Raw genomic sequence first — 23264 nt, 5'->3', positions numbered from 1 at the left:
GCAGGATGGGGCATGCGCACGAACTTCCCGGTCCCGGTCCCGCCCGCACGCCGCGACGACGTGCAGCACGAGGTCCACCCGCCGAAGGTCGAGCTGTTCGACCTCGCGGCGATGACGAACACCGACCCGAAGGGGTTCACCCGGAGGGTGCAGGAGTACCGGGAGACCGAGTACGGCCTGTACATGTCCCGCCCGGTCGTCGGGCACCGCCGGATCGCGCACTTCGAGTCGCTGCTGCTGCCCGCGGCGGGCCTGCGGGTGTCGCGGTGGCGGCCCCGGCGCGGCGTGGACCTCGGCCACGACTTCTACATCGACGTGGTGGACGCGACCGACGGCCCGGTGTGGCGCACCGTCGACCTCTACCTCGACGTGCTCGTGCGCACCGGCCGCGACCTGCGGGTGGAGGACTCCGACGAGCTGCTCGCGGCGCTGCGGGCGGGGCTGGTGGACCTCTCGACCGCCCAGCGCGCGATGGAACGGGCGTACGCGGTGGTCGAGGGCGTCTCCCGCGCCGGGTACGACGTGGACTCCTGGCTGGCGGTTCACGGTATCGCCGCGCCGTGGGAGACCCCCTAGTCGCTGGTGTGACGTAGGTCAACTCTCCGTCAGCGTCCACACCAGGAATTAGCTCGAAAGATACCTGAGCGTACATGACTCGTGACATAACGAATTGACCCCGATGATCACGGACCGCATGTCCGCGACTACCCTCTGGCGACGTGGGCACGGCCATCACCCCGCAGCTGGTCGACATCGTCGACACGGTCACCGCGGTACGCAGCTACTCGTCCGGCATGACGCGGACCCTTCGAACCTGCCAGGTCGAGCGGTGGGGTCTCCGGATGGAGTGCCCGACACCGGAGGACCCGTTCTACGACGCCGAGGTGACCTGGCTGCTGCCGCACCTGAACCTGCGGCTGACCCAGCAGAAACCGCGCTCCCGGCACGCCAAGGGCGGCCCGAGCGTGCTCACCGCCGTGCGCGTGCTGCGCGACGGCCGGGTGTGGCGGACCACCGACCTGCTGCTCGGCCTCGCCGCGCCGGGCGGCACCACCGCGCGCATCGTGCGCTCGGAGGAGTTCGCCGCCGCGGTCGCGGGCCGGGTGCTGCGGGTGGGTGACGCTGACCTCGCGCTGTGCACGGTGCACCAGACGCTCGAGGAGCTCAGCCGCTTCCGGCACGACCTGTCCTCGTGGCTGGCCTACAAGCACGTCTTCGAGGTCTGGCCGCCGTACTAGCCCATTGTCGAGGGGGTCCAGCCGGACGCGCGCGCCCAGCCCTCCGCGCGCGGGATCGCCCGGTCGAACCATCCCTCCTTGGCCACCGCGTACTCCGGCGCGTTGTCGAAGTGTCCCGCCAACCCGCGCTTGACCGCCTCGTACTCCGCCCGGGCCACGTCGTCGGCGCGCAGCCAGGCCGGGAACAGCAGGCTGTAGCGGGCGAACGGCGAGCCCTCGACCCGGACGTGCACGTTCGCCCAGCGCACGGGATCGGCGGAGACGTGGGTGCGCTTGGGCGTCTCGGGGCCGCCGGGCGGGTGCGGTGAGTCGAGGTTGAACGCGGGGTCGCGCGGGAAACCCGCCGCGGCCAGCGGCTCGTCGAGCCGGTCGTCGAGCGCGTCGACGGTGATCTGGAAGTCGAGCACGTCCTTCGCGGCCAGGCCGGGCACCGAGGTGGAGCCGATGTGGTCGACCCGGACGGCGCGGTCACCGACCGCGAGGCGCAGCCTGGCCAACACCCGCGCGGCCTGGGCGGGCCAGGTGGGGTCGTAGTCGACGATCACCGGCGCGCCGCGCGGGATGTGCGCGCGGCGGCGGATGCTGTCGCGGAACGGCTCGAGCCGATCAGCCCAGAGGGCGTCGACCTGGGCCTCGACGGCCGCGCGCTCGCCGCTGTTGTCGAGCCAGACGTCGGCGGCGGCGCGGCGGGCCTCGTCGGTGGCCTGCGCGGCGATCCGGGCGCGGGCGTCGGCCTCGGCGACACCGCGGCCGAGCAGCCGCTCGACCCGGCGCTCCACCGGCGCGTCGACCACGACGACCAGGTGGTAGAGCGCGCCCATACCGCCCTCGACCAGCAGCGGGACGTCGTGCACGAGGACCGCGTCGGCGGGCGCCTGGGCGATCAGCTCGGCGGTGCGGTCGCGGATGCGCGGGTGGGTGATCGCGTTGAGCCGCTGCCGCGACGGCTCGTCGGCGAAGGCGATCGCGGCCAGCCGCGCGCGGTCGAGGGCACCGTCGGTGATGATCTCCGGACCGAACGCCCCGACCAGCTCGGCCAGGCCGTCGGTGCCCGGTTCGACCACCTCCCGGGCGACCCGGTCGGCGTCGACGACCACCGCGCCGAGGGTGGCCAACCGACTGGCCACAGTGGACTTCCCGGACCCGATCCCGCCTGTGAGGCCGACGCGCAGCATGATCGGCATTCTTGCAGCCGCGATCGAACAGTTACCTCCGGCGTGGGTGACACGCCGCTCGGGTCCGGAGTTCTCGCACGTCGAGTGGCTACGGTGGCGCCGGAGTCGGTCACCCAGACGGAGGAACGCCATGCTCGACAACAGCCACCCGGGACGGCACCGGCTGGGCACGCCGGGTCTGGTGCACTGCCGCACGCACGACGCGGTCGCCGCGGCGCTCGAGGGTCGGACGCGGACGTGGTGGTCGGCGTTGCTGGTGCCGGCGCGGCACACGCTGGCGGGGTTGCGGCGGCGGGCTGGGGTGGCGGCGGTGGAGCGGGCTTGGGTGGTTCGGGTTCGCCCTGCTTGATCTTGTTTCGCTTGGGGTGCTGCTCTGGGGTCGCTCGTCGTGGGTACGCGAGTGAGTGGTGAGTGCTGGATTGGGTGGAGTGTCTTTGCGCGGGGCCCCTAGGGACCCTGCGTGGGGAACAAAGGGCGGGGTGAACAGATCCCCACGCCCACCGAGAGTTTGCAGGGTCCCCCACCCCACACAAAGACACTCCACCCAATCCAGCACACGCGTCACGCGCGTCGCGTACCAGCGGAAGCGACACCCCCTGAGACGGACAACCCGGGTGGGCGCAGCTCAGGATGCAGCTCTGGTGGGCGTGGGTTGAGGGGTACGGCTGCGCTGGGTGCGGCTTGAGGATGCAGGTCCACTAGGCGTGGCTTGAGGATGCGGCGCACCTGGGGTGATTCGAGGGGTACAGCTCCGGGGAACGCAGTCGCGGGCGTGCGACATAGGAGACGCGACTCGGGCAATGCGGCTTGAGTTGGTGTAGCTCGCACGACAGCTTCGTGGCGCTGTCTGGAGACGTGCCGCTCAAGGTGGCGCAACTCGGCTCTCGTAGGTGGCGGGGCTATCCCGGAAACAGGACGAGGGCCCCGCACCTGGTGGTGCGGGGCCCTCGGGTCCTCGGTCTGGCTACCGCGCTGTCGCTAGTGCGGTGTGGCTACTGCCTGGCGGTCAGACGCCGCCGGACAGCTTCTCGCGGAGGGCGGCGAGCTGCTCGTCGCTGGCGAGGGTGCCGCCACTCTGGGCGGGCTTGTCCGAGCCCGCCGAGGAGTAGCTCTGGTCGCCGGTGCTGGTGCTGCCACCGGTGGCCGCGGCGATGACGCCCTCGGCCTCGGCGGCCGCGTCGGCCTCCGCTGCCTTGACGATCTGCTTCATGTGCTGCTCATAGCGGGTGTGCGCCTCGGCGTACTGGCGCTCCCACTCCTCGCGCTGCTTCTCGAAGCCTTCCTGCCACTCCTGGGTGTCCGGGTCGAAGCCCTCGGGGTAGATGTAGTTGCCCTCGGGGTCGTACTCGGCGGCCATGCCGTACTGCGTCGGGTCGAACTCGGTCTCGGTCGTGAAGCCCTCGTTCGCCTGCTTGAGCGAGAGCGAGATCCGCCTGCGCTCCAGGTCGATGTCGATGACCTTGACCATGACGTCGTTGCCGACCTGCACGACCTGCTCCGGGATCTCCACGTGGCGCTCGGCCAGCTCGGAGATGTGGACCAGGCCCTCGATGCCCTCGTCGACCCGGACGAACGCACCGAACGGGACCAGCTTGGTGACCTTGCCCGGCACGATCTGGCCGATCGCGTGGGTGCGGGCGAACTGGCGCCACGGGTCTTCCTGGGTCGCCTTGAGCGAGAGCGACACGCGCTCGCGCTCCATGTCGACGTCGAGGACCTCGACGGTGACCTCCTGGCCGACCTCGACCACCTCGGAGGGGTGGTCGATGTGCTTCCAGGACAGCTCCGAGACGTGCACCAGGCCGTCGACGCCACCGAGGTCCACGAAGGCACCGAAGTTGACGATCGAGGACACGACGCCCTTGCGGACCTGCCCCTTCTGGAGCTGGTTGAGGAACTCGCTGCGCACCTCGGACTGGGTCTGCTCCAGCCACGCGCGGCGGGACAGGACCACGTTGTTGCGGTTCTTGTCCAGCTCTATGATCTTCGCCTCGAGCTCGCGGCCCACGTACGGCTGCAGGTCGCGCACGCGGCGCATCTCGACCAGCGACGCGGGCAGGAAGCCGCGCAGACCGATGTCCAGGATGAGACCACCCTTGACGACCTCGATGACCGTGCCCTTGACCGGCTCGTCCGACTCCTTGAGCGCCTCGATCGTGCCCCAGGCGCGCTCGTACTGCGCGCGCTTCTTGGACAGGATCAGGCGACCCTCCTTGTCCTCCTTCTGCAGGACGAGGGCCTCGATCTCGTCGCCGACCTTGACCACGTCGGCGGGATCGACATCGTGCTTGATCGACAACTCGCGCGAGGGGATGACGCCCTCGGTCTTGTAGCCGATGTCGAGCAGGACCTCGTCCCGGTCGACCTTGACGATCGTGCCCTCAACGATGTCGCCGTCGTTGAAGTACTTGATCGTCGCGTCGATGGCGGCGAGGAACTCCTCCTCCGTCCCGATGTCGTTGATGGCGACCTGCTGCTTCGGCTTGGACGCAGCCGGGACAATGGTGGTGTCGGTGGACATTAGGTAGGTGGCTCCGGTACGGATTGGGGTCGCTGGGTTCAGTTCAGTGATCGGGCGCGGCGGGACCGATGTCGCCGGCGGACACCCGGATCAACAGGAACCAAGACCGCCAACGCCGCACCGCCTGTGGTGATTCCCGGAGTTCAGAAACCCAGGCAGCGCGATACCACTGCGCGGATGTATCCTACGCGGCCCCGCGAGAACCGGGCAAACCCGGGGGTACCCTCCCGCACCCGCGCCCGCCGCCGGGGCTGAGAGGATGGCCCGGTGTCGAGCAACACCAGCGCCGAGCTCAGTCTGGGGACCACCGGCGTCGCCCGCCGCGCGGTCGGGTCGCGGGAGTCGGTGGCGGCCAACATCGCCTGGTGGGACGCCGACGCCGACGACTACCACCGCGAGCACGGCGACTTCCTCGGCGTCAGCGACTTCGTGTGGTGCCCGGAGTCGCTGCGCGAGTCGGACGCGGGGCTGCTCGGCGACGTCGCCGGGCGCACCATCCTGGAGGTGGGCTGCGGGTCGGCGCCGTGCGCGCGCTGGCTCGCCGACCAGGGGGCCCGCGTGGTCGGGCTGGACCTGTCCTCGGGGATGCTGCGCTACGCCGCGGCGGCGAACCTGGCCACCGGCACGCACGTGCCGCTGGTGCGGGCCAACGCCGAGCGGCTGCCGTTCGCGACCGGGTCGTTCGACCTCGCCTGCTCGGCCTTCGGCGCGGTGCCGTTCGTGGCCGACGTCGGCGCGGTCTTCACCGAGGTGGCCCGGGTGCTGCGCCCGGGCGGCACCTGGACCTTCGCGGTGACCCACCCGATGCGCTGGATCTTCCCCGACGACCCCGGCCCGGACGGGCTGCGGGTGACCGGCTCCTACTTCGACCGGACCCCGTACGTGGAGGTCGACGCCGCGGGCACGCCCACCTACGTCGAGCACCACCGGACCATGGGCGACTACGTGCGCGCCCTGAACGCGGCCGGGTTCGAGCTGTTCGACCTGCTGGAGCCGGAGTGGCCCGAGGGGCACACCCAGCAGTGGGGCCAGTGGAGCCCGCTGCGCGGCGAGCTGTTCCCCGGGACCGCGATCTTCCGCTGTCGCCGATGACCGCTCCGCTGCTGCACGCGCAGTCGGCCCGGTTCGCCGGGCTGGACCCGCTGCTGCCCGCGGCGGTCGAACCACCCCCCGGCGACACGCTGACCGCGGCGCTGCCCGACGGCAGGCGGGTGGCGGGGGTGCTGTGCCGGACCGTGCTCACCCCCGGCACCCCGCAGACGCTCTGGTCGGCGAGCGAGGTCTGGGAGCTGCACCCGCTGCTGGGCGCCGCGGGCGGGTCCGGGATGGCGGCGCTGCTGCGGCGGTGGCCGTCGGTGCTCGCCCGGATGTCCCCCGGCCTCGACTCCGCGTGCGTGGTCAACTGGCCGAGCCGGGACGCGGAGTCGACCGGGGCGTTGCTGGCGCACGGTTTCGTGCCGCTGGCGGTGCTGGCCGTTCGGACGGGCCTGGCCGAGCAGACCGCGCCGGAAACCGGGGTCCGGGTGCGCCGCGCGGTGGCCGGGGACCTCGATGTCCTGGTGGACTCGGCGATGGCCGAGGTGCGCTACTCCTCCCAGGTGGGTGGCGCGGTCCCCCGCCCGGGGGCGGAACGGATCAAACGCGAGACGCTCCGCGCGCACCTGGCCCAGGCCGACCCGATGTGGGTGGCCGAGCGGGACGGGGTGCCGGTGGGGCACGTGGAGGGCTGGCACACCACCTCGACACCGGGTTCCTGGGCCGAGACACGGGTGCCGCACGGGCGCTGGGCGTATGTGAACTGCCTGTCGGTGCTGCCCGAGGCGCGTGGTTCAGGGGTGGGTCGGGCGCTGATGGCCCAGGCGCACCGGGAACTGCTGGTGCCGGGCACGGCGGGCGCGTTCCTCTACTACAACCCGCCGAACCCGCTCTCCCCCGTGTTCTGGGCCCGCCAGGGCTACCGGCCACTGTGGACAGTGTGGGAAGTCCGCCCGGCTGGCGCCCTGCGCTGAGGCGGCCGGGCGCTCGGCGTCAGCCGAGCAGACCGAGGCTGTAGACCACCTGGACAGCGCCCGCGAGTCCGATGACCACCGCGGCGATCCGCCACTTCGGCGCCTTGTCCGCCTCGGTCTCCCACTTCATCGCCATGGACCAGGCGATGGCGATGGCCCCCAGGCCCGCGATGACACCGAGGACGTTCAACTGCTGGTCGACGGTCACCCTGCCGTTGACGGTGACCGTCTGGCTCGCGCCGATGAAGAGGAAGTAGGGCAGGACAGCGCACACGACGCCGCCGATGAGGAGCTTCAGCTGTCTTGGCATGCGGCTCAGATGACCCCCTCCGAGGTCCGGTTCCCCCGGTTTCCACCGGCTTCCACCCGTTGGTCCGCTTCCGTCCGGTCTTCACCCGATCGGGTCACGCGGATCACTCCGGGTCCGCTTGCGGTCCCCGCCGATCGAGCGCACTATTTGAACTGACCAGTCAGTTCAAAGGAGGCGGCATGGACGTCCACGCGGACCGGGTCGCGGTGACCGGGGCCCACGGTCCCCTGCTGGCGGCGACGTCGCTGCGGGTGCGCCCGGGTGAGCTCGCGATCGTCGCGGGCGAGCCCAACGACGGCCACACCGCTTTCGGGCTGGCGATCACCGGCCGCATCACCCCGTCGGCGGGGGCCGTCAGCCCGCCCGCCGCCGACCTGCGCGCGCACGCCGTGCTGGTCGACGCGCCCGCGGTCACCGAGCCCGAGCCGAGCCTGCGGGTGGCCGACGTGGTCGCCGAGGAGCTGGCCCTCGCGGGCGCGCCCGCCGGGCGGTCGGCGGTCAAGGCGGTGCTCGACCGGCACGGGCTGGTCCCGGACACCCGGTTCGAGGCCGTCGCCCCCGCCCAGCGGGTGGCGCTGCTGGTGGGGCTGGCGGCCACCCGGCCCGGCACCGAGCTGCTCGTCCTGGACACCCCCGACCGGCACACCGGCGACCCGGCCGACTGGTGGGACACCGCCCTGGCCCAGGCGCGCGACGGCCACGCGGTCGTCGTCCTGTGCGGCACCGCCACCGCGCTGCGGCTCCCCCTGACCCCGGCCCGGCTCGGCGAGTCGGACCAGCCCGCACCCCTGGAGTCCCTGTCGTGAGCGTCCTGCGCCTGGCCCGCAACGAGTTCCGCCGGATCAGCTCCGGCACCCTGCCCAAGCTCGCCGTGCTGGCCCTGGTGCTGGTGCCGCTGCTCTACGGCTCGCTCTACCTCTACGCCAACGCCGACCCCTACGACCGGCTGGACAAGATCCCGGCCGCGCTCGTCGTGGCCGACACCGGCACCACCCTGGCCGACGGCAGCCGGCTCGACGCGGGCCACAAGGTCGCCGACAACCTGCGCGGCTCGGGCGCGTTCGACTGGCACGAGGTCGACGCCGCGGCCGCGGAGGCGGGTGTGCGCACCGGCCAGTACACCTTCTCGATGACACTGCCCGCGGACTTCTCGCAGGCGCTGGCGTCCTCGGCGGAGTTCGCACCGCGCCAGGGGATGATCACGGTGACCACCAACGACGCCAACAACTACCTCGTGGGCACGATCGCCGACCGGGTGGTCAGCGAGGTGCGCAAGTCGGTGGCGGCCGAGGTCGGCACGGACGCGGCGGAGAAGTTCCTGGTCGGTTTCGGCACCGTCTACGAGCGCACGCGCGAGGCCGCCGACGGCGCGACGAAACTCGCCGACGGCGCGGGCCAGGCGAACTCGGGAGCCGCGCAGCTGGCCGACGGTCAGCGCAAGCTGCTCGACGGTGCCACCCGGCTCGCCGACGGGACCTCGACCGCCGTCTCCGGCGCCAACGAGCTGGCGACCGGCCTGGGCACGTTGAAGGACAAGACGAAGTCCCTTCCGGCGCAGACCGCCCAGCTCGCCGACGGCGCCCGGCAGGTGGCCGACGGGAACGAGCAGGTGGCCAAGACCGGCGAGGTGGTCGCGGGGGCCGCGCAGGACGTGGTCGCCAAGCTCGGCGACATCGACGCGGAGATCTTGGCCAAGCTGCGCCAAACTGGCGTCCCGGAGGAACGGATCACCCAGATCATGGCCGACCTGCGCGCCCTGCGGGCCCCCGTCGACCAGGCCAACACCAAGGTGCAGAACGCTTCCACCCAGCTGCGCACGCTCGCCGACGGTGCCGACAAGGTCGCCGACGGCGCGAGCACGCTGGCCGCGGCCACGCCCGCGCTCACCGACGGCATCGCCAAGGCCGCCGACGGCTCGCGCCAACTGGCGGCCGGTGCCGTGCAGCTGCGCGACGGCGCCGCCCAGTTGCGCGACGGCGAGCGGACAGCGGTGGAGGGGACCGACAAGCTGGCGGCAGGCACCAAGACCCTGGCCGACGGCACGGTGCGGCTCCGCGACGGTCTGGTCTCCGGTCTCGACCAGATCCCGCACCCCGACGACGCCACCCGGGACGCGACCGCGCAGGCCATCGGCGACCCGGTGTCGGTGCGCACCGTCGGGGAGAACAGCGCGGGCAGCTACGGCGCCGGGCTGGCCCCGTTCTTCCTCGGCCTGGCCACCTGGATCGGCGCGTTCGTGCTGTTCCTGCTGGTCCGCCCGCTGTCGGCGCGGGCGTTGGCGGCCGGGCACCCGGCCGTGCGCACCGCGCTGGCGGGCTGGCTGACCCCGGCGGCGCTCGGCGTGGCCCAGGTGGTGATCATGTACGCGGCGGTGACCACGCTGATCGGCATCCACCCGGCCCGACCGCTGGCGACGGTGGCGTTCCTCGCGCTGACCTCGCTGGCGTTCGTCTCGGTGGTGCACGCGCTCAACGCGTTCCTCGGCCCGGTCGGTAAGTTCGTCGCGCTGGTCGTGCTGATCCTGCAGTTGATCAGCGCGGGCGGCACGTTCCCGTGGCAGACGCTGCCGGACGCGCTGATCCCGCTGCACAAGGTCCTGCCGATGGGTTACGTGGTCGACGGTCTGCGGCACCTGCTCTACGGCGGGCCGCTGTCCGGTCTGGGCGTGGACGTCGGGGTGTTGGTCGCCTACCTGATCGGAGGGCTCGTGGTGTCGACGATCGCCGCGCGCAGGCAGCGGGTGTGGACCGCCGCGCGGCTCAAGCCGGAGCTGGTGCTGTGAAACCCGCCAGACCCCAGCAGGCCCGGCGGGGCGCGACCCAGCGGAAGCTGTTCGACGCGACCCTGCGGCTGGCGGGCAGCCGCGGCATGGTCGGGCTGACCGTCGACGAGATCGCCGCCGAGGCCGGGGTCGCCAAGGGCACCGTCTACTACAACTTCGGCAGCAAGGACGGCCTGATCGACGCGCTGCTGCGCTACGGCGTCGACCTGCTCGCCGACCGGCTGCGCGCGGCTGACGGCGCGGTCGAGCCCGCTGACACGCTGTCCCTGCTGGTCGACGGCATGCTGGCGTTCTTCGCCGACTACCCGACCTTCGCCCAGCTGCTGGTCAGCGAGCTGTGGCGGACCCCGGGGCAGTGGCAGCAGACGCTCACGCTGCTGCGCGAGCAGGTCACCGCGATCATCCGCGCGCAGCTGCAGCGGTTGGCCGACGCGGGGCAGCTGCCCGAGGGCGTGCGGGTGAAGACCGCCGCCGCGGCGCTGTTCGGCACGGTGCTGGTGGTCGCGCTCGACTGGCAGGTCTTCGCCCCCGACCAGACCCGCGACGAGGTCAGGGAGTCGGTGCTGGCGCTGGTGCGCGGGCTGCGCGGTACGGCGTAGATCCACCGGGAACCCGCGGCGCCGCTCGTGCCTCTTGGTGGTGGGGAGGTAGCGCCTGGTGTCCGAGCAGGAGTGGTTCGAGCAGCTGTACCGGTCCGGGTACCGGCGGCTGGTGCTGTCCGCTTACGCCGTGCTGGGTGACCTCGGCGAGGCGGAGGAGGTCGCGCAAGAGGCGTTCGCGGTCGGGTACCGCAAGCGGTCGACGCTCGCCGCGGCGGACAGCCCGGAGGCGTGGCTGCGCACGGTCGCGGTGAACGCGGCCCGCAGGCGGGCCAAGCGGCGGGCGATGCTCGACCGGATCATGTTCCGCGAACCGGCGCTCGGCCTGGTGGCCGCCGCGGGCGAGTACGCCGACCTGCACGACGCGATCCGCGGTCTGCCGGTCGACCAGCGGTCGGTGGTGGTGCTGCACTACCTCGCCGACCTGCCGGTGGCCGAGATCGCCGAGCTGCTCGGCATCGCGCCCGGCACGGTCAAGTCCCGGCTCTCCCGCGCTCGGCAGTGCCTGGCCGAGCGGCTCGACATCCGGACCGCGGAGGTGGACCGTGCCTGAGCAGTTGGACCACCGGTTGAGCGGGCTGCGCGAGTGGCTCGGGGCGGCGGTGTCGCAGCCGGACCTGGACGTGGTGCTCGGTCGCGCGCGAGCCCGGCGAACCCGGCGACGGGTGCAGCTCGCGACGGTCCTCGTCGTGGTCGCGGCCACCGCGACGGTCCCGATCCTGCGGGTGCCCGCGGTGGCGCCGGTCGGCGACCGAAGCCCGATGTGGGTCGAGGAGACCTACCAGATCGCGGTCGGCGACGCCCCACGCCTGTACGCGCTGCGCCTGCAGTGCCTGGCACCGCGATGTCAGATGGACTTGCGGGCGGCACCGGACGGGAAGACCTGGGAGGCCAGGCCGACGCCGGTGCGCGATCGGGAGGCCACCACCGACTACCGCCCGGTGGTGACCCCGCTGCGGGGTGATCTCCTGGTGGCGGACAGCATGTCGCTCACGACCCTGCCGAGGCGGTTCTTCAGCACCGACAGCGGCCGCACCTGGTCCGAGGTCGCCGCGCAGATCAAGGGTTCGCAGCCGCGGATCCAGCCGGGCACGGTCCTCGAGGCGCGCTGCGTGGGCCACGAGCTCGAGGCCTGCGTCACGCGGGTGACGGTCACCGACCTCGGTTCGGGCGAGCGCCGGTTCCTGACCGGGCAGCCCAACCTGTACGACATCTCCGCGCAGCGGGTACCGGCGGGCGACGGGAACTGGTGGATCAGCGGCACGCTGCCGGGCAGCACGACCTGGGTGACGTCGGTGACCCGCGACAACGGCGCGACCTGGGAGACCGCGGAGTTGGCCCCGGTCCCGGGGGTGGTCAGCGGGGTCGAGGTGTCCGGCTGGGGTTCCACGATGTACGCGGTGCTGCGGATGCGCACCGGACCGTCCTACGTCCAGCGCTCGAATGACGACGGCCGGAGCTGGACCAGGCTCGGGACGGTCCCGGACACCCCGACCGCGGGGCCGCTGGTGGTCGGGCGGGACGGCTCGCTGCTGGCGGTCACCCACGCGGGCCGGCGGTTCCGGTGGTCCCCGGGGATGCCGGACTTCGCGCCGGACGCCGCCGGGCCGGAGATCGACTCCGTGCGGTGGACCCGGTCGGGGTACCTGGCCACCATCCCGGGCCAGACCAGGCAGGCCCGGCTGTCCGCCGACGGGATCGGGTGGCAGGACGTGCGCGCCGGCTGAGGGTCCGTACCTGTTGGGGTTGCTCGGTTGTTGGGGCTGGGGAAGCCCGGCGGGGCCTCCCCGGCGGTCACGAGGCCCGGGCGCGGCCCTCGCCGAGGTGCTGGACGGCGGGGGTCCGGCCGTTGAGGGCTCTGCGGACACCGTCGAGGACGCCGGTGGTGATCTCCTCGGCGGTGAGCCAACGGGTCCGGCCCGCGTAGCTGACCACACCCAGCACCACGTGCTGGGTCGGGTGGTCGCGCAGCACCGGGGCGGTGCCGTCGGGGGTGCCGTGCACCTCGACGACCGGCGCACCGGGGGCGAGCAGCGGCTCGACCGCGGTGAGCATGGGGACCCGGGCGTCGCCATGCACCCAGGCGATCAGCAGGTCGGCGGGCCCGCCGAGGGCGCGTGCCGCCCGGTCCGCCAGGGCGGCGGGGTCGGACCAGTCGGCCTCGACCCAGAGGGCGCGTCCCGCGCCTGTCGGCAGGTCGGTGGCCAGTGGCGCGTGGCGGCGGCTGGGTAAGACGACGTGCCAGCCGTCGGCCACGAGCCGGGCGGTGCACCCCGCCAACATCCCCGTGCCGCCCAGGACCAACGCCCGCTTCGCCGCCATGCTGCCTCCGTCCGGATCAGCTGGAGCCCCCAGGCTACCGTGCCCTCAAAGATCTCTCGGGGTGTAGCGCTCGTGGTGGACCACGTCCTCCAGCGGCATCCGGCCGCGCCACCCGTGCCGCTCCAGGTCGGGCACCTCCCGAAACCGCCCGACCGGGCCGAGGCACAGCCAGGCGACCGGACGCACCGAGGCCGGGATACCCAGCAGGGACCGCAGGTAGTCCTCCCGGTAGAAGCTGACCCAGCCGACGCCCAGGCCCTCGGCGGTGGCGGCCAGCCAGAGGTTCTGGATGGCCAGGCACACCGAGTAGAGGCCCGCGTCGGCGATGGCGTGCCTGCCCAGCACCGCGGGTGAACCGCGGTCGGGGTCGTAGGTGACCACCACCGACAGGGTGGACTCCAGGATCCCGTCGATCTTGATCCGGTCGAAGGTGGCGGCCCGCTCCCCGCTCAGCCCGGCGGCGAAGCGGGCCCGCTCGCCCAGCACGTGCCCGTGGAAGGCGGCCCGGGTGACCGGGTCGCGCACCAGCACGAAGTCCCACGGCTGCGACATGCCGACGCTGGGCGCGGCGTGCGCGGCGGCCAGCACCCGCCCCAGCGCGGCCTCGTCGACCGGCTCCCCGGTGAACTCGGCCCGCACGTCGCGGCGGCGGCCGATGACCTCGTAGACGTCCACCGGGCCAGCCTATGGCTCACCCGGCCGGGTAGAAGTCCTTGTGCTGTGTGAGGCTGAACCAGTTCCCGGAGTCGTCGCGGAACATCGCCTCGATCCCGTAGGGACGGTCGGCGGGCTCGCTGAGGAACACCACGCCGCGCTCGCTGAGCTCCCGGTAGGACTTGTGGCAGTCCTCAGTGGTCATCACCCCGGGCCCGAGCGCGCCCTTGGCCACCAGCGCGCGGATCTGCTCGGCGGTCTCCGGGTCGTGCCCCATGGCCGGGTGCGCCAGGATCAACTCGGCGCCCGGCACGCCGGCCGGGCCGACCGTGAGCCAGCGGATGCCCTCGGCACCGCCCTCGACGACCTTGCCGATCTCGACGTCCGAGCGCAGCTCGAGGCCCAGGGTCTCGGTGTAGAAGGCCTTGGCGGAGTCCTGGTCGAGGACCCAGACGGTGGTGTGGGTCAAGGCGATGCCCATGGTGTTCCCTTCCGAACGTGTTTGCTCGACTCGTGTCGGCCCGACGCTACGGCGCGCCGGGGTCGGCGGGCTTCTCCTGGATTGCGGGCCTGGTCCACGCGATCACGAAGCAGCCGGGCACCATCGCGGGCTCGGCGCGGCCGCGGTAGTCGGTCGGGGAGCAGCCGACCAGCTCGGTGAAGCGGGTGGAGAACGAGCCGAGGCTGCTGAACCCGACCAGCCCGCAGATCTCGGTGACGGTGAGGTTGGCGTTGGCGAGCAGGTCCTTGGCCCGCTCGACGCGGCGCCTGCTGAGGTAGGCACCGGGCGGTTCGCCGAAGGCGGCCTTGAACTCGCGGGCGAAGTGGTAGCGCGAGAAACCCGCGGCGGCGGCCAGGGTGTCGAGGGTGAGCGGGTCGGCGAAGCGGGCGTCCATCAGGTCGCGGGCCTTGCGGAGGTGGATGAGGACGTCTGTCCGTTGCGCTCGTCGCACGTGGCCGTCCTGGGTGCGGTGTTCGGTCGGTGTCCTGGGGTGCGGCTCCTGCCTACCAGGTGTCCCGGCGACGTGCCGACCTGGCAGGATCGCGGCCATGGAACGTGTGGTCGGCATCGGTGGGTACTTCCTCCGCGCGGCGGATCCGGCGGCGCTGAGCACCTGGTACCGGGAGAACCTCGGCCTCGACATCGACGAGAACGGCCTGTGGCAGCAGGCGGCCGGGCCTACTGTGTTCGCGGCCTTCGAGGCCGACACGGACTACTTCGGATCGCGCTCGCAGGGCACCATGCTCAACTTCCGGGTGCGCGACCTGGACGCCATGTTGGCGCAGCTGCGCGATCTTGGGGCTGAGGTGGCGGCCGAGACCCAGGACTTCGAGGGCGTGGGCCGGTTCGGGTGGGTCACTGATCCGGAGGGCAATCGCGTGGAGCTGTGGCAGCCTGCTGGCTGAGGCTCTGCTTGCTGCTTTTAGGGCTGCTGCTTGAGGTTGCTGCTCTGGGGTTGCTGCTGGGGTCGCTCGTCGTGTGTACGCGAGTGAGTGGTGGGGCTGGATTGGGTGGAGTGTCTTTGCGTGGGGCCCCTAGGGACCCTGCGTGGGGAACAAAGGGCGGGGTGAACAGATCCCCACGCCACAGAGAGTTTGCAGGGTCCCCCACCCCACACAAAGACACTCCACCCAATCCAGCACACGCGTCAGGCGCGTTGCGTACCAGCGGGAACGGCACACCCGGAGACGGACGGCTCGGGTGGGCGCGGCTTGAGGGATCCCGCCTGGGCGGGCGTGGCTTGAGGGACTCTGCTTGGGTGGGCGTGGCTTGAGGGATGCAGCTCCGGTGGATGCAGCTTGAGGGGTGCAGCTTGGGCGGACCCTGCTTGGGTTGGCACGGCTCGACTTGAGGTGGGTGCGGCCTGGGGAATGCCGCTTGAGCCGGTGCGGCGCGCGCGGGCCTCGCCTGGGCACCGCCCACTCCCCCGCTCTCATTCCTCCATGGCCTGTTAGTGGGCGGCGGCGTTCCAGCTGTGTCCGAAGCCGACCGAGATGTCCAGGGGGACTCGGAGGTGGTAGGCGGCGGCCATCTGGGTGCGGACCAGGTTCTCGACCTGGTCGTGTTCGCCGTCGGCGATGTCGAGGACCAGTTCGTCGTGGACCTGCAGGAGCATGCGGCTGCGCAGGGACTGGGCGTTGAGTTCACTGTGGACACCCAGCATGGCCACCTTGATGATGTCGGCGGCGGTGCCCTGGATGGGGGCGTTGAGTGCCATTCGCTCGGCCATCTCGCGGCGTTGGCGGTTGTCGCTGGTCAGGTCCGGCAGGTAGCGCCTGCGGCCGAACAGCGTCTCGGTGTAGCCGTCCTTGCGGGCCTGGGCGACGACCTCGTGCAGGTAGTCCCGTACGCCGCCGAAGCCCTCGAAGTAGTCGTCCATCAGGGCGCGGGCTTCCTCGGTGGTGATCCGGAGCTGCTGGGACAGCCCGTACGCCGAGAGGCCGTAGGCCAGGCCGTAGTTCATCGCCTTGATCTTGGCGCGCTGTTCCTGGGTGACCGCGGTCGGCTCGACGGTGAAGACCCGGGCGGCGGTGGCGGCGTGGAAGTCGAAGCCGGAGTTGAACGCCTCGATCAGGGCCTCGTCGCCGGAGAGGTGCGCCATGATGCGCATCTCGATCTGGCTGTAGTCGGCGGTGAGCAGTTCCGCGTAGTCCTTGCCGACGACGAAGGCCTCGCGGATCGTGCGGCCCGCCTCGGTGCGGATGGGTATGTTCTGCAGGTTCGGCTCGGTGGAGGAGAGCCTGCCGGTGGCCGCGATGGTCTGGTTGAACGTGGTGTGGATGCGGCCGTCCTCGGAGACCGACTTGATCAGGCCCTCGACGGTGACCCGGAGCCGGGTGGCGTCGCGGTGTTCGAGCATGTGCGCCAGGAACGGGTGCTGGGTGACCTCGAACAGCGTGGTGAGGGCCTCGGCGTCGGTGGTGTAGCCGGTCTTGGTGCGCTTGGTCTTGGGCATCTGGAGCTCGTCGAAGAGCACGACCTGCAGCTGCTTGGGCGAGCCGAGGTTGATCTCCTTGCCGATCACGTCGAAGGCGGCGCGCTCGGCGTCGCGGACGCGGGTGGCGAAGTCGGACTCCAGGACCTCCAGCCGCTCGGTGTCCACCGCGATGCCGACGGCCTCCAGGTCGGCGAGCACCCGCAGCAGCGGCAGTTCCATCTCGGTGAGCAGCTTGGCCTGGCCGGTCTCGACCAGGGCCTTGTCCAGCGCGTCGGCCAGCTCGGCGATGGCCCGGGCGCGCAGGATCTCCCCCGCGGCCAGCTTTCGGTCGTCCTCGCCCTCGTCGTCGAGCAGGGACAGCTGCTGCTCGCCGTCGCCGTCCTCGACCCGCAGCTCGCGCTGCAGGTAGCGCAGCACCAGGTCGTCGAGGGTGAAGGTGCGCTGGCCGGGGCGCACCAGGTAGGCCGCGAGCGCGGTGTCGGTGGCCAGGCCGGCGAGCTCCCAGCCGCGGTGGCGCACGGCGTGCAGGGAGCGCTTGACGTCGTGGGCGAGCTTGGGCGAGTCGGCGTCGGCGAGCCAGGCCCGGAACGCCGTCTCGTCCTCCTCGGAGAGGGTGGTGACGTCGACGAACACGCCCTCGCCCTGGGCGGTGGCCAGCGCGACCGAGCGCAGCTCGACGGCCTGGCCGGACACCCCGGTCGGCACCTCGCGGAAGGACAGCCCGATCCGGGTGCCCCTGGGCGCGTGGCGGGTCAGCCAGCCGGGCAGCTCACCCGGGGCGAGCGCGCCGCCGGTGACCTCGAAGCCCTCCTCGGCCTCGGGTTCGGCGGTGGACAGCGTCTGGAACAGCCGGTCGCGCAGGACGCGGAACTCCAGCTCGTCGAAGAGCCGGTGCACCGCGTCGCGGTCCCAGTCGCGCACGACGAGCTCCTCGGGCGCCACGCCCAGCGGCACGTCGCGGACCAGCTCGGTGAGCTGGCGGTTGAGCACCACGGCGGACAGGTGGGTGCGCAGCGACTCGCCGATCTTGCCCTTGACCTCGTCCACCCGGTCGATCAGCTCGCCGAGCGAGCCGAACTGCTGCATCCACTTGGTGATCGTCTTCTCGCCGACCCCGGGGACCTTGGGCAGGTTGTCGCTGGGGTCGCCGCGCAGGGCGGCGAAGTCGGGGTACTGGGTGGGCGTGACGCCGTACTTGGCCAGCACCAGCTCGGGGGTGAACCGGGCCAGCTCGGAGACGCCCTTGACCGGGTAGAGGACGGTGACCTCGTCGGTGACCAGCTGCAGCGCGTCGCGGTCGCCGGTGCAGATCGCGACCTGGTAGCCCTCGGCGGTGGCCTGCGTGGTCAGCGTGGCGATCAGGTCGTCGGCCTCGAAGTTCTCCAGCGCCAGCTTCTGGATGTTCAGCGCGGTGAGGACCTCCTCGATCAGGCTGACCTGGCCCTTGAACTCGTCCGGGCTGGCGCTGCGGTTGGCCTTGTAGTCGGCGAACTGCTCGCTGCGGAAGGTCTTGCGGGAGACGTCGAAGCAGACCGCCAGGTGCGTCGGCGCCTCGTCGCGCAGCAGGTTGATCAGCATCGAGGTGAAGCCGTAGACGGCGTTGGTGTGCTGGCCGGTGCCGGTCTGGAAGTTCTCCTTGGGCAGCGCGAAGAAGGCCCGGTACGCCATCGAGTGCCCGTCGATCAACAGCAGCCGAGGGGTCGGTGTGGGCGTGGCGGGAGTCTCAGTCTTGGCGGGCACGGTGCGAGTCTAGGGTGGGGCACCGACACCCATCGGAGGACCCATGAGCGGCATCGACCCCAGCAGGCTGCCCGGCGTGCGGCCCGAGGTGGCCGACCAGTTCCTGCCGGACAAACTCGGTATCGAGATCACCGACTGGGACCCGAAGCGGCTGGTGGGCACCATGCCAGTGAAGGGCAACCTGCAGCCGTACGGCCTGCTGCACGGCGGCGCGAACGCGGTGCTGGCCGAGACGCTGGGCTCGGTGGCGGCGGGGTTGAACGCGCCCGAGGGCAAGCTGGTGGTCGGCCTGGAACTGTCCTGCACCCACCACCGCGCGGCACGCGCGGGCATCGTGACGGCTGTCTGCACGCCGCTGCACCTGGGCCGGAGCACGTCGACGTTCGAGATCGTGATCACCGACGAGAACGACAAGCGCACCTGCACGGCGCGGTTGACCTGCGTGGCGCTGGACCGAGCTCCCGGGGACAAGCAGTAGGGACTCGCGCGCCGCACACAGTGGACAGTCGGATTCACGCCATCGCCCAAGTCGGGCGGGCAGGTGATCCCCCGGCACGTTCACCCATGACCTGGGACCAGGGCTGTACCGGGTGGCCCCCGGCGGCAAGGTGGGGCAGGGGTGGAACGGCCGTGTGGGCCGCCCCCGAACCCAGGAGCGGCCCACACGATCTAGTGAACTTCTAGTCCTCGCCCAGGTAAGCGGCGCGGACGCGTTCGTCGGCCAGCAGCTCGTGGCCGGGCCCCTCGAGCGTCGTGCGGCCCAGGTCGACCACGTAACCGCGGTCGGACAGCGCCAGCGCGGCCAGCGCGTTCTGCTCCACCAGCAGGATCGTGGTGCCCTGCGACTGGAGCTCGCGGATGGTGTCGAAGATCAGCTGGGTCATGATCGGCGAGAGGCCCATCGAGGGCTCGTCGAGCATGAGCAGCCGCGGCTTGGACATCATCGCCCGGCCGATGGCCAGCATCTGCTGCTCACCGCCGGAGAACAGGCCCGCCTTCTGCTGCTTGCGCTGGCCCAGCACCGGGAACAGCTCGTAGACCCGCTCCATGTCCTTGGCCACCCCCTCGTCCTTGCGGACGTAGGCGCCCAGCTGCAGGTTCTCCTCGACCGTCATCCGGCCGAAGAGCCTGCGGCCCTCGGGGCAGTGCGCGACCCCGCGCTCGAGGATGCTGTGCGCGGCCAGGTCGCCGATCGGCTTGCCCTCGAACAGGATCCGGCCGGACTTGGGCCGGATCAGGCCCGAGATGGTGCGCAGCGTGGTGGTCTTGCCCGCGCCGTTGCTGCCGATCAGGCTGACGATCTGGCCCTGCTCCACGGCGAAGGACACATCGCGCACCGCCTCGATCGCGCCGTAGGCCACGCTGAGGTTCTGCACCTCCAGCAGTGCGGTCACCGGTTGCCTCCCTCACTGCCGCCGTCGCGCTCGCGGACCGGCGGGATCACCATCGTCGACTCCGCCGCCGAGGGCCTGCCCGCCTCCTCGGCATACTGCCGGACCTCGGCCTCGACCTCGTCCGGCGGCTTGCCCAGGTAGGCCTCGATGACCCGCGGGTCGCCGCGGACCACCTCGGGGGCGCCCTCGACCAGCAGCTGGCCCTGCACCAGGACCGAGACGTGGTCGCACAGCGAGAAGATGAACTTCGTGTCGTGCTCGATGACCACCACGGCCACGCCGGTCTCGCGGATCGCGAAGATCAGCTGCCGGGCCGCCTCGGTCTCCTGCGGGTTCATCCCCGCGGTCGGCTCGTCGAGCAGCAGCACCGCCGGGTCGGTCGCCAGCGCGCGGGCGATCTCCAGGCGGCGCTGGTCGCCGTAGGGCAGGTTGCGGGCCAACTCGTCGTCCAGACCGGTCAGGCCGACGAAGTCCAGCAGCTCCAGGCTGCGCGCGCGCGCGTCCGCCTCGCCCTTGCGGTAGGCGGGCCCGTGGAACAGCGAGGCCAGCGGCCCCTGCTTCATCCGCGAGTGCCGTCCCACCATGACGTTCTCCAGCGCGGTCATGCTGGGGAACAGGCGGATGTTCTGGAACGTGCGGGCGATCCCGGCGACGGTGACCGCCGCCGGGTCGCTGGGCAGCGTGCGCCCGCGCAGGGTGACCGTGCCCCTGGTCGGGGTGTAGAGCCCGGTGAGGCAGTTGAAGAACGTGGTCTTGCCCGCGCCGTTGGGCCCGATCAGCCCGAGGATCTGGCCCTCGTGCAGCTGGAGGCTGACCTCGGAGAGCGCGGTCAGGCCACCGAAGACCATCGAGACGTTGCTGGCGGAGAGCACCGGGGTGGCGGTCATCGGGCCACCGCCGTGCTGCCGCCGGGGGTGTCGTGCACGTTGAGCTCCTCGATCGGCACGCCTTCCGCGCCCTCGTCGGCCAACTCGGCCCGGCGGTGCCGGTCGGGCACCAGGCCCTGCGGCCGGAACCGCATGATCAGGATCAGCGCCAGGCCGAACAGCATCAGCCGGTAGTCGGAGAACTCGCGCAGCTTCTCCGGCAGCACCAGCAGCAGCGCCGCGCCCAGGACCGCGCCCGGGATCGACCCCATGCCACCGAGGATGACCGCGGCGAGCAGGGTCACCGACTCGATGAACTGAAAGCTGTCGTAGGCCACGGTGGAGGTCTTGTGCGCGAACACCGCGCCCGCCAGGCCCGCCAGCGTCGCGCCGATCAGGAAGGCGAGGATCTTGGCCTGCCCGGTCTTGATGCCCATCGCCCGCGCGGCGTCCTCGTCCTCGCGGATGGCGATCCAGGCCCGGCCGATGCGCGCGTTCTTCAGGTTCGCGAACACCACCATCACCAGGGCCACCAGGACGATGATGAGGACGTAGTAGAGCACCCCCGAGGGCAGCTCGAGGCTGCCGATGGTGAGCGACTTGTCGAACGACTGGCCGAACCAGTTGATCGGCGGCACGTTCGGGATGGCGTTGGCGCCGCCGGTCAGACCGCCGATGTTGTTCTGCGCGGCCTTCTTGAAGATCTCACCGAAGGCGAGGGTGACGATCGCCAGGTAGTCACCGCGCACGCGCAGCGTCGGCGAGCCGACGATGGCGCCGAAGATGCCCGCCACCACCGCGGCGATGATCGCCGCGAGCACGAAGGGCAGCTCGACGCCGAAGGCGGCGGCCGCGGCACCGGAGAAGTTCGCCGCGACGAACGCGCCGATGCCCAGGAAGGCCACGTACCCGAGGTCGAGCAGGCCCGCCAGGCCCACCACGATGTTCAGGCCGATCGCGGTCGCGGCGTAGATGCCGATGTTGGCCGCGGTGGTCATCCAGTAGTCGGTGCCCGCCTCGGTGAACGGCAGGGCCAGCGCGCAGAGCACGAGCACCGCGACGCTGAACACCTTGTGCTGGTCGGAGAGCTTGGAGATCCAGCCGGTGAGGCCGACCCCGTGCAGCGCGCCGAGCGCACCGGCCAGGAAACCCAGCAGGGACAGGAAGATCGGGCCCGCGTACGGGTTGCCGACACCGCCCTGGCCGCCCGCGTTGAGCATCATCGCCACGAGCAGCAGCAGCACCACGAAGGAGACCAGCAGCACCAGGTAGGCCACCGGGGTGGCCACCTTGGCGCGCCAGACGTGCACGTGCTCGATGCCACCGGCGATCCCGGCCAGGATGGCCAGCACACCGGCGACGACGCAGGCGAAACCGCCGAAGGCGATCGCGCCGTCGGCGGCGGTGACCGCGCCGAGCCCGCCACCCTCGACCGCGGCGAAGACCGTGTTGATGACGCCGACGGCGACCAGGCCCCAGCCCAGGGCCCGCAGGACGCGGTGCCGGGCCGGGACGGGCGCCAGGGCCACCACGACGACGACCACGCCCAGGATCAGCGTGTGCAGGCGGTAGCCCTCCAGCTGGAACGGCGCGTCGAAGAACTGCAGCGACGCCGCTGCCGGGTAGTTGTCACCGCCGTACTGCGCGAACTTGTAGGTCACCCAGGGCAGCAGCGCGGCGATGACGGCGAGCACGCCGCCGCCGACCGCCAGCGGCCGGGCCAGCCCGGGCTTGAGGACGTCCTTCAGCTGGCTCATGCGCGCACCCTTTCCGGCTCGCCGAACAGACCCTGCGGCCGGAAGACCAGCACCACGATCAGCAGGATGAAGATCCACACCAGGTCGTAGGACGTGCCACCGGGCAGGTACTGGCCCGCCAGCGACTTGATCAGGCCGATCGCGAAGCCGCCGATGACCGCGCCCTTGATCGAGCCGACGCCGCCGAGCACGGCCGCGGTGAAGGCGAAGATGCCGTAGAGGAAGCCGACCTCGGTGTCCACATTGGTGTAGTGGATGCCGTAGAGCACGCCCGCGATGCCCGCGAGCGCGGCACCGATGGCGAAGGTCAGCACGATCGTGCGGTTGGGGTTGACCCCCATCAGCCGGGCGGTGTCCGGGTCCTGCGCGGTGGCGCGCATGGCCCGGCCCATCCGGGAGCGGGAGATGTAGGTCTGCAGGACCACCGCGCCGATCAGCGACACGGCGATCATGAGCAGCGCGGTGGAGCCGATGGTGATCCGACCACCGAACGCCTCGACGCTGAACTGCTTGTCGACGAACGCGCGCGGGTAGGGCACCGGGGCGGTGGCCCCTGGGTACCAAAGGCGCACGGCCTCCTTGAGCACGACCGACACACCGAGCGCGGTGATCAGCGGGGCCAGCCTCGGCGCGTTGCGCAGCGGGCGGTAGGCGAACCGCTCCATGATCACCGCCAGCACCACGGCGACCAGGGCCCCACCGACCGCCATCAGCGGCAGTGCGAGGTACCAGTCGCTCTTCCAGCTGTCCGGCAGGACGTAGGAATAGGTGGCGAGCGAGGCGAAGCCGCCCACCATGAAGACCTCGCCGTGGGCGAAGTTGATCAGCTGGATGATGCCGTACACCATCGTGTAGCCCAGCGCGATGAGGGCGATCGCTGCGCCCAGCACAAGACCGTTAATCAGCTGCTGTAGCAGCGTGGCCACGTCTACCTCCAAGAGTGGCGGGGGCAGGCTGG

General features: G+C 71.5%; 24 protein-coding genes. 12 read left to right on the top strand and 12 right to left on the bottom strand.

All coding sequences use genetic code 11. The features are described from left to right. Nucleotides 1-12 precede the first annotated feature (12 nt). Both QSK30_RS01845 and QSK30_RS01840 read left to right on the top strand, forming a co-directional pair. Nucleotides 13-576, top strand: coding sequence for a ribonuclease FAU-1 family protein (locus tag QSK30_RS01845; RefSeq protein ID WP_285498973.1), 564 nt, complete (start codon nucleotides 13-15; stop codon nucleotides 574-576). A gap of 143 nt (nucleotides 577-719) precedes the next feature. After that, a complete protein-coding gene (locus QSK30_RS01840) occupies nucleotides 720-1238 on the top strand; it encodes a ribonuclease FAU-1 family protein (RefSeq protein WP_285498972.1) in 519 nt (172 codons plus the stop codon). Here the strand turns inward: QSK30_RS01840 and coaE are convergent. Beyond that, a complete protein-coding gene (gene coaE, locus QSK30_RS01835; protein WP_285498971.1) occupies nucleotides 1235-2413 on the bottom strand; it encodes a dephospho-CoA kinase in 1179 nt (392 codons plus the stop codon). The genes QSK30_RS01840 and coaE overlap by 4 nt on opposite strands. Nucleotides 2414-2543: 130 nt before the next feature. Here coaE and QSK30_RS01830 point away from each other — a divergent pair, with 130 nt between their 5' ends. After that, the gene (locus tag QSK30_RS01830; RefSeq protein ID WP_285498970.1) at nucleotides 2544-2762 is read left to right on the top strand and encodes a hypothetical protein; all 219 of its coding nucleotides are present in this window, start codon (nucleotides 2544-2546) and stop codon (nucleotides 2760-2762) included. A 657-nt stretch (nucleotides 2763-3419) separates the two neighbouring features. On the opposite strand, the gene rpsA is transcribed toward QSK30_RS01830, so the two are convergent. Further along, entirely contained in the window at nucleotides 3420-4934 is a 1515-nt protein-coding gene (gene rpsA / locus QSK30_RS01825; protein ID WP_285498969.1) for a 30S ribosomal protein S1, read from the bottom strand. Between the two features lie 267 nt (nucleotides 4935-5201). Here rpsA and QSK30_RS01820 point away from each other — a divergent pair, with 267 nt between their 5' ends. Beyond that, a complete protein-coding gene (locus tag QSK30_RS01820) occupies nucleotides 5202-6026 on the top strand; it encodes a class I SAM-dependent methyltransferase (protein ID WP_285498968.1) in 825 nt (274 codons plus the stop codon). Further along, nucleotides 6023-6943, top strand: a complete 921-nt coding sequence (locus QSK30_RS01815; protein WP_285498967.1) for a GNAT family N-acetyltransferase — start codon at nucleotides 6023-6025, stop codon at nucleotides 6941-6943. Before QSK30_RS01820 ends, QSK30_RS01815 begins: the two co-directional genes overlap by 4 nt. A 19-nt stretch (nucleotides 6944-6962) precedes the next feature. Here QSK30_RS01815 and QSK30_RS01810 read toward each other — a convergent pair whose 3' ends face one another. Further along, complete coding sequence (locus QSK30_RS01810; protein WP_285498966.1) at nucleotides 6963-7253, bottom strand: hypothetical protein; 291 nt, start codon at nucleotides 7251-7253, stop codon at nucleotides 6963-6965. Nucleotides 7254-7432: 179 nt separating this feature from the next. Between QSK30_RS01810 and QSK30_RS01805 the strand changes: the two genes are divergently transcribed. From QSK30_RS01805 to QSK30_RS01785, 5 genes are read left to right on the top strand one after another with little or no spacing between them, the layout of a single operon-like run. Beyond that, nucleotides 7433-8059: an ABC transporter ATP-binding protein gene (locus tag QSK30_RS01805; protein WP_285498965.1), complete on the top strand. Its 627-nt coding sequence runs from the start codon at nucleotides 7433-7435 to the stop codon at nucleotides 8057-8059. Then, nucleotides 8056-10035, top strand: a complete 1980-nt coding sequence (locus QSK30_RS01800; protein ID WP_285498964.1) for a YhgE/Pip domain-containing protein — start codon at nucleotides 8056-8058, stop codon at nucleotides 10033-10035. The genes QSK30_RS01805 and QSK30_RS01800 overlap by 4 nt, the downstream gene beginning before the upstream one ends. Beyond that, nucleotides 10032-10634 (top strand): TetR/AcrR family transcriptional regulator, encoded by a 603-nt coding sequence (locus QSK30_RS01795; RefSeq protein ID WP_285498963.1) that lies wholly within the window; start codon nucleotides 10032-10034, stop codon nucleotides 10632-10634. The genes QSK30_RS01800 and QSK30_RS01795 overlap by 4 nt, the downstream gene beginning before the upstream one ends. A gap of 58 nt (nucleotides 10635-10692) precedes the next feature. Further along, nucleotides 10693-11187 (top strand): sigma-70 family RNA polymerase sigma factor, encoded by a 495-nt coding sequence (locus tag QSK30_RS01790; protein ID WP_285498962.1) that lies wholly within the window; start codon nucleotides 10693-10695, stop codon nucleotides 11185-11187. After that, nucleotides 11180-12361, top strand: a complete 1182-nt coding sequence (locus QSK30_RS01785) for a WD40/YVTN/BNR-like repeat-containing protein (RefSeq protein ID WP_285498961.1) — start codon at nucleotides 11180-11182, stop codon at nucleotides 12359-12361. Before QSK30_RS01790 ends, QSK30_RS01785 begins: the two co-directional genes overlap by 8 nt. Before the next feature lie 67 nt (nucleotides 12362-12428). On the opposite strand, the gene QSK30_RS01780 is transcribed toward QSK30_RS01785, so the two are convergent. From QSK30_RS01780 to QSK30_RS01765, 4 genes are read right to left on the bottom strand one after another with little or no spacing between them, the layout of a single operon-like run. Beyond that, nucleotides 12429-12956 (bottom strand): Rossmann-fold NAD(P)-binding domain-containing protein, encoded by a 528-nt coding sequence (locus tag QSK30_RS01780; protein WP_285498960.1) that lies wholly within the window; start codon nucleotides 12954-12956, stop codon nucleotides 12429-12431. 45 nt (nucleotides 12957-13001) lie between these two features. Next, the gene (gene bluB, locus QSK30_RS01775) at nucleotides 13002-13631 is read right to left on the bottom strand and encodes a 5,6-dimethylbenzimidazole synthase (RefSeq protein ID WP_285498959.1); all 630 of its coding nucleotides are present in this window, start codon (nucleotides 13629-13631) and stop codon (nucleotides 13002-13004) included. 16 nt (nucleotides 13632-13647) lie between these two features. Beyond that, nucleotides 13648-14091 carry a VOC family protein gene (locus tag QSK30_RS01770; RefSeq protein ID WP_285498958.1) on the bottom strand — a complete coding sequence of 148 codons (444 nt, stop codon included), beginning with the start codon at nucleotides 14089-14091 and terminating at the stop codon, nucleotides 13648-13650. Nucleotides 14092-14137: 46 nt separating this feature from the next. Continuing rightward, a complete protein-coding gene (locus QSK30_RS01765) occupies nucleotides 14138-14680 on the bottom strand; it encodes a helix-turn-helix domain-containing protein (RefSeq protein WP_352231538.1) in 543 nt (180 codons plus the stop codon). Here QSK30_RS01765 and QSK30_RS01760 point away from each other — a divergent pair. Continuing rightward, a complete protein-coding gene (locus tag QSK30_RS01760) occupies nucleotides 14661-15017 on the top strand; it encodes a VOC family protein (protein ID WP_285498957.1) in 357 nt (118 codons plus the stop codon). The two genes, QSK30_RS01765 and QSK30_RS01760, sit on opposite strands and share 20 nt — an antisense overlap. Nucleotides 15018-15562: 545 nt before the next feature. Here the strand turns inward: QSK30_RS01760 and polA are convergent. Beyond that, entirely contained in the window at nucleotides 15563-18289 is a 2727-nt protein-coding gene (gene polA, locus QSK30_RS01755; RefSeq protein ID WP_285498956.1) for a DNA polymerase I, read from the bottom strand. Nucleotides 18290-18332: 43 nt separating this feature from the next. On the opposite strand from polA, the gene QSK30_RS01750 reads away from it, so the two are divergent. Further along, on the top strand, nucleotides 18333-18767 hold the full coding sequence (locus QSK30_RS01750) for a hotdog fold thioesterase (protein WP_285498955.1): 435 nt from the start codon (nucleotides 18333-18335) through the stop codon (nucleotides 18765-18767). A 202-nt stretch (nucleotides 18768-18969) separates the two neighbouring features. Here the strand turns inward: QSK30_RS01750 and QSK30_RS01745 are convergent, their stop codons facing one another. From QSK30_RS01745 to QSK30_RS01730, 4 genes are read right to left on the bottom strand one after another with little or no spacing between them, the layout of a single operon-like run. Then, on the bottom strand, nucleotides 18970-19683 hold the full coding sequence (locus QSK30_RS01745) for an ABC transporter ATP-binding protein (protein ID WP_285498954.1): 714 nt from the start codon (nucleotides 19681-19683) through the stop codon (nucleotides 18970-18972). Continuing rightward, a complete protein-coding gene (locus QSK30_RS01740; protein WP_285498953.1) occupies nucleotides 19680-20570 on the bottom strand; it encodes an ABC transporter ATP-binding protein in 891 nt (296 codons plus the stop codon). Before QSK30_RS01740 ends, QSK30_RS01745 begins: the two co-directional genes overlap by 4 nt. After that, on the bottom strand, nucleotides 20567-22306 hold the full coding sequence (locus QSK30_RS01735) for a branched-chain amino acid ABC transporter permease (protein ID WP_285498952.1): 1740 nt from the start codon (nucleotides 22304-22306) through the stop codon (nucleotides 20567-20569). The genes QSK30_RS01740 and QSK30_RS01735 overlap by 4 nt, the downstream gene beginning before the upstream one ends. Then, on the bottom strand, nucleotides 22303-23232 hold the full coding sequence (locus QSK30_RS01730; protein WP_285498951.1) for a branched-chain amino acid ABC transporter permease: 930 nt from the start codon (nucleotides 23230-23232) through the stop codon (nucleotides 22303-22305). The genes QSK30_RS01735 and QSK30_RS01730 overlap by 4 nt, the downstream gene beginning before the upstream one ends. Nucleotides 23233-23264 lie beyond the last annotated feature (32 nt).

The sequence above is a fragment of the Actinokineospora sp. NBRC 105648 genome, from assembly GCF_030269645.1.
GTDB lineage: Bacteria > Actinomycetota > Actinomycetes > Mycobacteriales > Pseudonocardiaceae > Actinokineospora.
This window is presented reverse-complemented; position numbering and strand designations above follow the sequence as displayed.